The 11,646-nt window shown below is 35.1% G+C and carries 12 protein-coding genes; all 12 read left to right on the plus strand.

What is annotated here, in order from left to right; translation table 11 throughout:
- The first annotated feature begins 70 nt into the window (after positions 1-70).
- The 12 genes from K5R64_RS01370 (at position 71) to K5R64_RS01425 (ending at position 11,560) form a co-directional block, all read left to right on the plus strand.
- Complete coding sequence (locus tag K5R64_RS01370) at positions 71-544, plus strand: hypothetical protein (protein WP_220760085.1); 474 nt, start codon at positions 71-73, stop codon at positions 542-544.
- A 293-nt stretch (positions 545-837) separates the two neighbouring features.
- Complete coding sequence (locus tag K5R64_RS01375; RefSeq protein WP_255580264.1) at positions 838-1,167, plus strand: winged helix-turn-helix domain-containing protein; 330 nt, start codon at positions 838-840, stop codon at positions 1,165-1,167.
- A gap of 2 nt (positions 1,168-1,169) precedes the next feature.
- Positions 1,170-1,913, plus strand: coding sequence for a sulfite exporter TauE/SafE family protein (locus tag K5R64_RS01380; RefSeq protein WP_220760087.1), 744 nt, complete (start codon positions 1,170-1,172; stop codon positions 1,911-1,913).
- An 82-nt stretch (positions 1,914-1,995) separates the two neighbouring features.
- Positions 1,996-2,562: a molybdenum cofactor guanylyltransferase gene (locus tag K5R64_RS01385; protein WP_220760089.1), complete on the plus strand. Its 567-nt coding sequence runs from the start codon at positions 1,996-1,998 to the stop codon at positions 2,560-2,562.
- Positions 2,562-2,804, plus strand: coding sequence for a MoaD/ThiS family protein (locus K5R64_RS01390; protein ID WP_220760091.1), 243 nt, complete (start codon positions 2,562-2,564; stop codon positions 2,802-2,804). The genes K5R64_RS01385 and K5R64_RS01390 overlap by 1 nt, the downstream gene beginning before the upstream one ends.
- Before the next feature lie 109 nt (positions 2,805-2,913).
- Entirely contained in the window at positions 2,914-3,969 is a 1,056-nt protein-coding gene (locus K5R64_RS01395) for a HesA/MoeB/ThiF family protein (protein WP_220760093.1), read from the plus strand.
- 163 nt (positions 3,970-4,132) lie between these two features.
- Positions 4,133-4,579 (plus strand): molybdenum cofactor biosynthesis protein MoaE, encoded by a 447-nt coding sequence (locus tag K5R64_RS01400; RefSeq protein WP_220760095.1) that lies wholly within the window; start codon positions 4,133-4,135, stop codon positions 4,577-4,579.
- Between the two features lie 57 nt (positions 4,580-4,636).
- Positions 4,637-5,551 carry a bifunctional molybdenum cofactor biosynthesis protein MoaC/MoaB gene (gene moaCB / locus K5R64_RS01405; protein WP_220760097.1) on the plus strand — a complete coding sequence of 305 codons (915 nt, stop codon included), beginning with the start codon at positions 4,637-4,639 and terminating at the stop codon, positions 5,549-5,551.
- Positions 5,541-6,545: a GTP 3',8-cyclase MoaA gene (gene moaA / locus K5R64_RS01410; protein ID WP_220760099.1), complete on the plus strand. Its 1,005-nt coding sequence runs from the start codon at positions 5,541-5,543 to the stop codon at positions 6,543-6,545. Before moaCB ends, moaA begins: the two co-directional genes overlap by 11 nt.
- Positions 6,546-6,697: 152 nt before the next feature.
- On the plus strand, positions 6,698-8,164 hold the full coding sequence (locus tag K5R64_RS01415; protein ID WP_220760102.1) for an aminoacyl-histidine dipeptidase: 1,467 nt from the start codon (positions 6,698-6,700) through the stop codon (positions 8,162-8,164).
- 146 nt (positions 8,165-8,310) lie between these two features.
- Positions 8,311-9,360: a hypothetical protein gene (locus K5R64_RS01420; RefSeq protein ID WP_220760105.1), complete on the plus strand. Its 1,050-nt coding sequence runs from the start codon at positions 8,311-8,313 to the stop codon at positions 9,358-9,360.
- A complete protein-coding gene (locus K5R64_RS01425; RefSeq protein ID WP_220760107.1) occupies positions 9,320-11,560 on the plus strand; it encodes a hypothetical protein in 2,241 nt (746 codons plus the stop codon). The genes K5R64_RS01420 and K5R64_RS01425 overlap by 41 nt, the downstream gene beginning before the upstream one ends.
- Positions 11,561-11,646 lie beyond the last annotated feature (86 nt).

Here is an 11,646-nt window from a genome sequence, read left to right on the forward strand (position 1 = left end):
TAAAAAATCCTTGAATTAAAGTTTGTTTGATAATCTATTTTGATTAGTTAGTAAGTAATAGTTGGGTGTTATGGATTCGATAGTAATAGTATTTCAAGCATTTATAATCTGTATCATCATAGGGAATGGTTTGAAATTCTATATCGCTTTAAGGAGGGATATTAAGAAAGTGTCCGAAAATATTAATTCAAAAACTTTGCAAACTGATGATATGGAGATATTTTCATATACTTACAGAAATGTGCTCGTGGGTTTTGGTAGTGAGTTTAATTATTGCAAATTTTATTTTTATAATGATGAAGTCTATTTTGTTGGAAGAAATAATTTTCCTCAAAATTTATACAGTATTCCATTTATTTTAAAGTGTAAAAATGAAAGTGATTATTCATATTTTAGTAAATATGTTATTACGGAATTAGAAATTTTAGGAAATGAAATGAAAATCGAATTTAAACATAAAAAAATAATTGGAACCAAATTTTCTTTATTTATTAAAAATGCGTCTGCAAATGATTTGCAATTGCTAAAAGGACATTTAAGTTAGAATTAGAAAATTTGCTTAAACAACTTTTCAGGTTTAAAAATATATAATTTAGTTTATTTTTGGATTAGTTGTAGTGATGGATTTATAAAATATTTATAAGATCATGTCATGCCAACCTACTTAAATTTACAGCCATAATTGTAATGATTGTGTTTTTTTTTGTAAAAAAAGCTAAGTAATGAATTGTAAATTGAATTCAGATCCGTAGGAGCGTCATATTTATAGCTAGTTTATTCCGTTTTAGAAAAAAGTTTCGTTATATTTGCAAACGTATAACGAAATAAACAATTCTTTTGAAGATAAAAAGCAAAATTTGGATTGAAACTGAAGAAGGGATTCTTATCAGTGAAGGACGTGTCAAATTATTAAAATTGATAGGAGAGACAGGTTCGTTAAACAAAGCAGCCAAAGCCATGGAATTGTCCTATCAAAAAGCTTGGAAATTGGTTGATGCTTCTAATAAAGCAGCTAAACATCCTTTGATAGCCACTCAAGTAGGAGGAAATAAAGGAGGCGGGACTGTTCTGACACCTTATGGACAGTCGTTGATAGACGCATTTGAAACTATCAATGCTAGTTGTTGGACGTTTTTGGATGAGGAATTAAAAAAACACAAATTATAATTATGGTAGATATTTTGAACATGCCATTGTTGTTACTGTTGTTGCCAGTAGTGGCTTTTTTGTATGCGAGTGTAGGTCATGGAGGAGCTAGTGGGTATTTGGCATTGATGAGTGCATTTGCTTTTCCTGAAACCTTTATGAAACCAACGGCTTTGGTCTTAAATATCTTAGTTTCAGGGCTATCGTTCTTTTTTTACTTTAGAGAAAAAGAGTTCAAATGGAATTTATTTTATCCCTTTGCGATTGCCTCAGTGCCTTTTTCTTTTTTAGGAGGTTATTTGACCGTTTCGGGTTATTACTATAAAATAATATTAGCAACGGTATTGATTTTTGCAGTATTGCGTTTACTAGGTTTTTTAGGAAAAGAGAAAACAGAACTAATACCAATTAATTTATATGCGGCATTGATAGTAGGAGCAATTATAGGCTTTTTGTCAGGACTCATTGGGATTGGGGGCGGAATCATTTTAAGTCCAGTGATTATTTTAATGGGGTGGGGAACTATGAAGCAAACAGCGGCTGTTTCGGCTTTATTTATATTGGTCAATTCGATTTCAGGAATGACAGGCTTCATATCCAAAGGTGGGGCATTACCTGAATCCTCTTTGCCTTTAATCGGGATTGTTTTTGTGGGCGGTTTTTTTGGAGCCTATTATGGAAGCAAAAAATTCAATTCGGTTGTGTTGAAAAACGTATTAGCGACCGTTTTAGCAATAGCGATTTATAAATTATACGCAACAGCTTAGGTAGGGGGCATAAATTAGAGGTTGGAAAGTAAAAATTGGAAGTTAAAAGCGATTTGAAGTTTAATAACATAACGTATAAAGAATGAAAGACGCCATTACAGCCTACATACTGGCAGGAGGAAAGAGTTCGCGAATGGGAACCGATAAAGGATTACTTTCTTTAAAAGGGAAACCTTTTGTGAGTCATATTTGTGAAGCTTTGCAACCTATTGTGGGGAGTAATATTGTGATTGTGTCAGCGAATTCCGATTATGATTTTTTAGGTTTTTCTCGAATTGAAGATTTGATTGATGACAAAGGTCCTGTTGGCGGAATTTTTACCGCTTTGAAACATTCAAAAACCAAACTCAATTTTGTTCTCAGTGTAGATGCACCTTTAGTTTCAACTGATTTGTTGCAATGGTTAGCGGATAAACATGAGGATTTGTACATGATGTCACAGGTGCAAGCAGGTGAAAAAGCTAGTCCGCTGATAGCCATTTATGATCGTTCCTGTAAAATTGCTTTTGGTGAACATCTTGCTGCTAAACAATTAAAGTTGCGTGAAGTAGTAGAGGATTTATCCCATCAAACATTGGTGGTACCTGAAAAATGGCAAAACCAAGTACGAAATATTAATACTCCCGAAGAATATAAAAAAATACAATAATGAGAATCAATGCTAAATATTTTGGTTTGATTGCCGATATCACCAATAAGAAGGAAGAACAGCTGTTGTTGGACGAAACTCCTATTTCGGTGGCTACCTTAAAAACGATTATGGAAACCAATTATCCTGATTTGAAAAAAACGACCTATTCGGTTGCTGTAAATCAGAGTTTAGCTGCCATTGAAACCCAAATTAAGACTGAAGATACCATTGCCTTTTTACCGCCTTTTGCAGGGGGGTAAGAAAATAATAGTCGATTTAATGATTAATTTGAATAACCAATCATAAATAAGTGAAATAATCGTTGAGTGCTTTGTGTTTTCATCGTTTCCTCTGTAGTTAATAAATAAAATGAGATACAACAGACAAATCATCCTTCCTGAAATAGGAGAAAAAGGGCAGCAAAAATTACGTGAGGCTAGTGTTTTAGTGATTGGTGCGGGTGGTTTGGGCTGTCCTGTATTGCAAAATTTAGCGGCTGCCGGTGTGGGACATATTGGGATTGTAGATGGCGATGTGATTGATGAAAGCAATCTACACCGACAACTATTGTATAAGCTGGAACATTGTGGCAAGAACAAAGCGGAAACCGCAGCCCAAGTGATTGCTGAAATGAATCCTGACGTTCAGGTGACAGTATATCCTAGGTTTTTTAATTCGAGCAATGCGTTTGAAGTGGTTTCGGAATACCAACTTATTGTGGATTGTACGGATACTCTTGCCATACGTTATCTTATTAATGATGTGGCGGTTTATAAAAAAATCCCAGTGGTTTATGCGTCCATTTACCGATTTGAAGGGCAGGTTTCGGTTTTTAATTATCAAAATGGACCAAGTTATCGTTGCTTATTCCCTGAAAAAGAGGGATTGCAACAAGCACTTAATTGTGAAGTGATGGGGGTATTAGGGGTTTTGCCTAATGCTTTAGGTACTTTTCAAGCCACGGAAGTGTTGAAGATTATTTTGGGTATTGGTGAGGTGTTATCAGGGAAACTATTGGTATATGACGCCTTGCAGTTTCAAACGCAGTTAATAGCTTTCGCAAAAAATCCAAAAGCCATCGAAAAGAGTCGTATTAATGGTAGTTTGCTTTTTCATCAAAAACAAACCGTTGAGAACTTGACCCCTGAAAGTTTTTTTGAAAAAATAGAACAAGAGAATGTTGTTGTAGTTGATGTTAGAGAGTTAAATGAGTTTGCAGAATTTTCGATTAAAAATAGCATTCAAATACCACTTGAACAATTAGAAAGAGGGGGTCAGACCCTAGATAAAAAAAAAGAAATTATATTGTTTTGCAATACAGGACAACGAAGTTCACAAGCCTTAAACTATCTTAAAAAACAAGGATTTGAATTAATTTTTCATTTAGAAAAAGGGATTCGGTTCCTTAAAAAAAACAAAATTTAAAAATGCTTGTCAAACTGAGCTTGTTGAGTTTTTTTGAAAATTTTCATAATCTTAACGCTTGTATGAAATCTGGCGGTTTGTAAAGAATGATGAAATAAAACAACACTTGTCACACCGAGCTTGTCGAAGTGATTATAAATAATAAAAGGTATTAAATAAAAATATGGCAACAGATAAACCCAAAAAAAGTTCCTTTATTCAAGGACAAATTACATCGGATTTTATTGGAAATTCGATTGCAAAACACCAAAGTAAGACCACTATTGGCGCTCATAATATTTTTTTAGGACAAGTTCGTGCAGATGTTATTGATGGTAAAACCGTTACCGCAATTGAATATACGGCTTATGAAGAAATGGCTGAGCAATCGTTTTACGAAATTAGAGAAGCTGCTTTTGCCAAATACGATTTGACCTGTATGCACATTTACCACAGTTTGGGCACAGTGAAAGCGGGTGAGATTTGCCTGTTTGTTTTTGTTTCTGCTCCAAGACGCAAAGTCGTATATGAAGCTTTGGAATTTTTGGTGGAAGCCATAAAAGAAAAAGCCCCTGTTTTTGGTAAAGAAATTTTTGAAGACGAATCTTATACTTGGAAAGTTAATAGCTAAATTCAATGGCAATGGTAAAGCCAAATCTGAAATCATTATTTATAATCTAAAATCCCAATGGTAGATATTACACATAAAATAATTACGCAACGTACAGCTACAGCTCAGGCTGTGGTTAAAGTGGGTGCGAAAGCGACAATGGATGCAATTATGAACAAAACCGTTCCTAAAGGGGATGTGCTGGAAGTAGCGAGAACTGCGGGACTTTTTGCGGTGAAAAACACTTCTAATTCTATTCCTGATTGTCATCCGATGCCTATAGAATACACGGGAATTGAATATGAATTCTTAGATGATTCTATTTTGATAAAAGTAACGGTAAAAGCCATTTATAGAACAGGTGTGGAGGTTGAAGCCATGCATGGGGCTTCGATTGTGGCGCTGACCATGTACGATATGTTGAAACCTATTGACAAGCAAGTGGAAATTTCGAGTATCAAATTACTACATAAAAAAGGTGGAAAATCAGATTTTGGGAAAAATGACGTGCCTGATTTGGGCGTGTCTGTAATAGTGTGTTCGGATAGCGTGTCCAGTGGTAAAAAAGAAGATAGAGCAGGAAAGGTGATTCGGGAAAAAATTAAAAATCTGGGATTGCGAGTAGCTAATTATACAGTAATTCCTGATGAGGTTTTAGATATTCAAGCTACGATTTCAAATTTGTGCGAATTGAAAATAGATTTAATTATATTGACTGGAGGAACTGGTTTGTCTAACCGTGATGTAACGCCTGAAGCGGTTATCCCAATGTTGGATCGTCGCATTCCTGGAATTGAAGAGGCGATTCGTTCTTACGGACAAGACCGTACACCTTATGCGATGTTGTCGCGATCTGTAGTTGGGTTCAAAGGCAATACGTTGATTATGGCGTTGCCAGGCTCTACGGCAGGTGCTACAGAATCGATGGATGCTGTTTTTCCTTCTATTTTACATTTATTCAAAATACTTAACGGATTCAATCATGGGGCATAACCAATTCATGCAGGACAAACACGGTCGTACGCACAACTATTTGCGTATCTCGATTACAGAGCACTGTAATTTGAGATGTACCTATTGTATGCCTGCTGAAGGAATTGCCTTAACGCCCAAAAGTCATTTAATGACTGCCGATGAAATTGTGAGTATCGCCCAAACCTTTGTGCAATTAGGTGTTAACAAAATAAGGTTAACTGGTGGTGAGCCATTGGTGCGTAAAGATGCCAAAGATATCATTAACCGTTTAGGGAAATTAGGGGTTGAATTGACCTTGACTACAAACGGGATTTTGGTTCATGATTTTATCGATACATTTAAAGAAGCAGGTATTACCAGCCTAAATGTAAGTATTGATAGCTTGCAAAAAGAAAAGTTTAACCTCATTACCCGACGCAATTATTTTGATCAATTTTGGAATAATTTGGCATTACTTGATGAAAATGGTTTCCAGTTAAAACTAAATGTGGTGGTAATGAAAGGGTTTAATGATAACGAAATTGTTGATTTTATCAATCTGACCAAAGACCGCAATCTGATGATTCGGTTTATTGAATTTATGCCTTTTGATGGGAATAAATGGAATAAAGACAAACTGGTTTCGTATGCTGATATCATGAATCAGGTGCACGACCACTACGGAATTACCGCGACCGAAAGATTAGTGGACAAACCTAATGATACGGCTAAAAACCATAAAATTAAAGGTTATCAAGGGAGTTTTTCGGTAATTAGTTCTGTGACAAATCCGTTTTGTAGTACCTGCAACCGCATTCGTTTGACTGCTGATGGGAAGTTGAAAAACTGTTTGTTTTCGGACTCGGAAACCTCCTTGCTGGACACTTTGAGATCGGGAGAATCGATTGAATCCCTTATTTTTCAAAACATTCAATCCAAACATGCCATGCGTGGCGGAATGGATGATGATGCTAAATTTCAGAATCCGGTATTATTTTCTAAAAACCGAAGCATGATTAAGATTGGGGGGTAGAATGTAAAATTCTTTTAGTAATAAATTTACAGACAGACTTTTTTTTCAATTTGAAAGAAGAGTCTTTTTTGTTTTAATCTTGGATAATTCTAGAATATGAATTAGACTTTGTAACTTTGGGTGGTAAATAATAACCTATCAATTCTGATTGTATGAGTCATGAAATAAGAAACCTTGAACCACAAGCCTTGTGGAATAAATTTGCTGATTTGAATGCGGTGCCACGTCCTTCCAAAAAAGAAGACCGAGTGATTGCCTTTATGAAAGATTTTGGGAACCAACTCGGTTTAGAAACTTTTGAAGATGAGATTCGAAATGTAATTATTCGTAAACCAGCAACTCCTGGAATGGAAAATCGCAAGACAGTTGTTTTACAAGGGCATTTGGATATGGTACACCAAAAAAACAACGATACGGTTTTTGATTTTGACAATCAAGGAATCGATATGTATGTTGATGGCGATTGGGTACGCGCTCGCGGCACCACACTAGGGGCTGATAATGGATTAGGAGTTGCTGCGATTATGGCTGTTCTTGAAAGTAAGGACATTGCACATCCTGCTATTGAAGCTTTGTTTACCATTGATGAAGAAACAGGAATGACAGGTGCATTTCATTTGAAAGAGGGGGTTTTAAAAGGAGAGATTTTGTTGAATCTGGATACCGAAGAAGATGACGAAATAGGCATAGGTTGTGCGGGTGGATTGGATGTAACAGCGGTTGCAGAGTACGATGAAGAGGAAACACCTGAAGGATCTGTAGGATACACTATTACGGTAAAAGGACTAAAAGGCGGACATTCTGGTATGGATATACATCGCGGTTTAGGGAATGCTAACAAAATCATGAACCGTATCTTATTTGATACTTTTGATGATTTTGGTTTACAGATTGCCTCCATCAAAGGAGGTAGTTTACGTAATGCCATTCCAAGAGAAAGCGTCGCTGAGGTGATTATCGCTGCGGTTTATGACGAAGCTTTTGTGTTTGATATGCAGCAGGTGGTAAACGAAATCAAAAACGAATACAAAACTACAGAACCCAATTTAGAAGTGGTTTTTGAAAAATTAAAAACCGCTCCCAAAAAAGTAATGCCTTCGATGGCACAGCATTATTTTGTGCGTTCGATGCATGCAGCTCCAAACGGGGTACATCGTATGAGTGCCGATTTTGATAATTTGGTCGAAACTTCTAATAATATTGCAATTTTGGAAGTGGGAGCTGGAAAATTAGCGGTAAAATGTTTAACACGTTCTTCGGTGGAGTCGGCTAAATACGATTTGGCTACTTCGGTGCAATCGGCTTTCGAATTGATGGGATGTGAGGTAGAGTTTGGCGGTGCTTATCCAGGATGGACTCCTAATCCAAAATCAGAGATACTGAAAGTATTGTTGCCTATTTATGAAAAACAAAATGGAACTTCACCGAGAGTTGCTGCTTGTCATGCTGGTTTGGAATGTGGTATATTAGGAATTAATTACCCTGATATGGATATGATTTCTTTTGGGCCAACGATACACGGAGCACATTCTCCTGACGAAAGGGCTAGCATTTCTTCTTCTCAAAAATTTTGGAAGTTTTTGGTAGAAGTTCTGGCCAATATTCCGATGAGGAGTTAGTGAAAATAAATAATTTTGATTACCATTTATTACAATATTATTGAATCGTTAGAAGTTATAAAGAAAAACTCGCTGTAACAGGCGAGTTTTTTGTAGGAATTAATAGTGAATTCGTACTTTTGAGTTTATTCGTAAAAAGATAGTATATGAAAAAAGTAATTGTATTGAGTTTTGTGTTGTGTCTTTTGTTTTCTTGTAAAGAGGAGGCCTCTAAAAATTTAAAAATTGAAAAGGCTTTTTATTTTTGGAAAGGCAATAGTGCTTTACAGCAAGAAGGCGCCAATGGATTGAATAAACTAGGAGTCAAAAAACTTTACGTCAAACTCTTTGAAGTAGATTATAATGAAGTTCAAGGCAATTTTCCTTATGAAAAAAACAGGTTGAGTACTTACGAATTAGAAAAATTAGATTCGGTTCAAGTTGTTCCTACAGTATTTATAAGAAACGGAATTTTTTCATATAATGATAAAAAATCATTAGACAAACTAGCTGATAATATTGTCTTTTTGATTGACAAATACCACAAAGAAGATTATGGAAATAAAATCATTTATGATTATAATGAAATTCAAATAGATTGTGATTGGACAAAATCTACTAAAGAAAACTATTTCTATTTGTTAAAAAAAATAAAGGAGTTATCAGGGAAACAACTTAGTTGCACCTTGCGATTGTATCCGTACAAATATCCTGACATTATGGGAGTTCCACCTGTAGATAAAGCGATGTTGATGTGTTACAATTTGATACAGCCATTGACAAACAAAGGTCAAAATTCGATTCTTGATATTTCAGAATTGAAAAAATATTTGAACGAAAGAACCACTTATCCTGTGCATTTAGATGTAGCATTACCCGTTTTTTATTGGTCACAATGGTATCAAAATAACCGATTTGAACAATTAGTGCCTTTGACTGAAAAAGAAGTACAAGGCTTTGCCAAAAACATCAAACCATTGTGGTATCAGGTAATAAAGGATACTTCTATCAATTACAATGTGTATCTTAAAGCTGGTGACCAAATTAAATGCGAAACCATTACGATGCCTATGTTACAAGAAGCAATGGAGATTATTAGAAAAAATGTGGTTTTAGACGGCACAACCACCCTTAGTTTTTTTGATCTTAATGAAGGAACTTTTAAACAATTTAGCTATGAAGAATATACTAGTTTGTACGAGTCTTTTACTAAGTAGCATTTGGACAGCGTTAGGATGTGGTTACTCACCGTATGGGGAGGATATTCGCTATTCATTATTTTTGCCTGGGTACTTTAATTACCAAGACTTTACGGTTTTTAATTACAATGCCAATCTTTTTGGTTTTGATGTTCAGCCCAATCAACATTACGAATCAAACGTTTATGATTGGTATCATTTTACCAATAAAAAAGTATCGATTGCAGCCGTTGAGGAGTTTTTAAATCATTTGAAATTAACGGATATTCATACCGATTCAAAGAATGAATTTGTGGCTTATTTGTACCAAAACAAACTGGAATCGGTGCTACATTATATGAAGATTGCTAAAAAGAGCGAAGTGGTGAATGCTTTGGAGCATTCCGACCCTTGGGAACGAGATGAGCAAGCAATAGAGGTGAACCGAACAGTTTTTTTGAAAAAAATAGTAGCGGCTTTCAATGCGGAAAAGAACGATTATTTGAAACGAAAATATGCTTTTTTAGCGATAAGAACAGCGTATTATGCTAAGGATAAAGAAACGATAAACAAGCTGTTTGAAGAGGTTTTTAAAAATGGCAAAAAGGACTATCTCTACTATTGGAGTATGTATTTTGACAGTTTTAATAATCCTAAGTCGGACATGAATGTGGCTAGGATTATGAATTATTCCCCCGAAAAAAGAAATGCTTGTTATTATTATTTTCACCAAGATTTTGATTTAGATAAAGCATTAAGTCAGGTTGAAAATCAGGAAGATATTGCCAGTGCTTATGTGTATGCTTCGGTGCAAAAATTGGATAAAAGTTTGCCTTATCTACAAGAAATTTACCGTCATAACGCCAAGTCTAGAGCTTTAAGTTTTTTACTTCTTAGGGAAATCAATAAATTGGAAGATTGGGTATATACACCCTATTATACTAATTATTTGCCATCGATTGAGCCTTGGTATGATAACACGGAAGTGGTTACAACGCATACCCTCAGAGAACGTGCTGAAAAAGATAGAGCTTATGCTGGGGAATTGTTAGATTTTATCAGTACTGTATCTTTTTCATCGGTTGAAAATCCAATGTTGTGGAAAGCTTCTAAAATTCAGTTGTTGTTTATTGCTAAAAAGTTCGATGCTTGTTTAGAAAAAATTGCCGCATTTGAAAAAAACTATCCTAACGAAAAGGTTAAAGAGCAAATTGAAAAAATAAAAGCCCTTTGTTTGGTTTCTAATCGGGCTATTTTGTCCCATGAAGTACGAGAAATTGTGTTGAAAAACAGGGCAGATAGTCATTTTTTATTTGCTTTGGGAAGGGAATTAGAATACCGAGGAAATCTCGCAGACGGGATTGCTTTATTGTCGCTCGCAGATCATAATAATGACTATTACTATGATGAAAATAATGTGGAATGGCAAGGCAATCGACTAAGAACATCGGGAAATTTGGCGGTTTTTTACAATTATTTTGACTATTTGGATTTTGTTTATGATGCAAAACAGCTGCAACAAATTGTCACACGATTAAACCAACCAATGAGTGCTGATTTTGAAAAAGAAATTTATAAATTTTTACTTCGAGATAAAAAGTATTTAACGGATTTGTTAGGGACAAAATATTTCAGAGAAAATGATTTAACCAAGGCGTATCGCACGTTTCATTCAATAGGAGCTACTTATTGGCAAGACAATTACAATGCTTGGGAGCGTGATAAGTTTGGTTCCGAGTATGGTTTTTATAGTAATCCTTTTTATGATTTTGATTATACTCCTAGTTTTATCCCTCATAAAGAACATTTTTTGGTGACCAAATTATCGGTTACCCAACATTTAATTCAATATTTGAATCGGGCTAGCAATCCAAAGGAAAAGGATAGGGATTACTATTATTTTCTCGTAGCCAATTGTTATTTTAATATGACACAAGAGGGTAATTCTTGGATGATGAGAAGATTTCGAAGCATCACAGATTATTATTCCGATGCGGGTGAAGAATCGTATATAGATGAAAGAGAATACATTCAAGCAAAATTGGCGCAGTATTATTATCAAAAAGCCTATGAAGTGGCCAAAACCAATCAATTCAAAGCCTTGTGTTTGCGAATGAAAGACTACGCAAAATCCAATTATCCCAATCGTTTTGAAAGTGTAAAAATACAGTACCCCATGTATAGCGGTGCACTGTCAAATTGTGAAAATTTGGAGAATTTTTTTCAAGCAAGGAGATAGGTGTGTTTAGAGCTTTTTAATCAAAAAAAGCTACGAAATTTGTGGCTATTAAAGAAAACGTATTTTTTAAAAGTTCATTTAGTCTT

Origin of the sequence: Flavobacterium sp. UMI-01, assembly GCF_019656315.1 — a bacterium.
GTDB lineage: Bacteria > Bacteroidota > Bacteroidia > Flavobacteriales > Flavobacteriaceae > Flavobacterium.

Bases quoted from the DNA above. Each gene is read 5' to 3' on its own strand.
- K5R64_RS01370 (WP_220760085.1), top strand. From the start codon at position 71: ATGGATTCGATAGTAATAGTATTTCAAGCATTTATAATCTGTATCATC.
- K5R64_RS01420 (WP_220760105.1), top strand. From the start codon at position 8,311: ATGAAAAAAGTAATTGTATTGAGTTTTGTGTTGTGTCTTTTGTTTTCT.
- K5R64_RS01390 (WP_220760091.1), top strand. From the start codon at position 2,562: ATGAGAATCAATGCTAAATATTTTGGTTTGATTGCCGATATCACCAAT.
- K5R64_RS01385 (WP_220760089.1), top strand. From the start codon at position 1,996: ATGAAAGACGCCATTACAGCCTACATACTGGCAGGAGGAAAGAGTTCG.
- K5R64_RS01380 (WP_220760087.1), top strand. From the start codon at position 1,170: ATGGTAGATATTTTGAACATGCCATTGTTGTTACTGTTGTTGCCAGTA.
- moaA (WP_220760099.1), top strand. From the start codon at position 5,541: ATGGGGCATAACCAATTCATGCAGGACAAACACGGTCGTACGCACAAC.
- K5R64_RS01400 (WP_220760095.1), top strand. From the start codon at position 4,133: ATGGCAACAGATAAACCCAAAAAAAGTTCCTTTATTCAAGGACAAATT.
- K5R64_RS01395 (WP_220760093.1), top strand. From the start codon at position 2,914: ATGAGATACAACAGACAAATCATCCTTCCTGAAATAGGAGAAAAAGGG.
- K5R64_RS01415 (WP_220760102.1), top strand. From the start codon at position 6,698: ATGAGTCATGAAATAAGAAACCTTGAACCACAAGCCTTGTGGAATAAA.
- K5R64_RS01425 (WP_220760107.1), top strand. From the start codon at position 9,320: ATGAAGAATATACTAGTTTGTACGAGTCTTTTACTAAGTAGCATTTGG.
- moaCB (WP_220760097.1), top strand. From the start codon at position 4,637: ATGGTAGATATTACACATAAAATAATTACGCAACGTACAGCTACAGCT.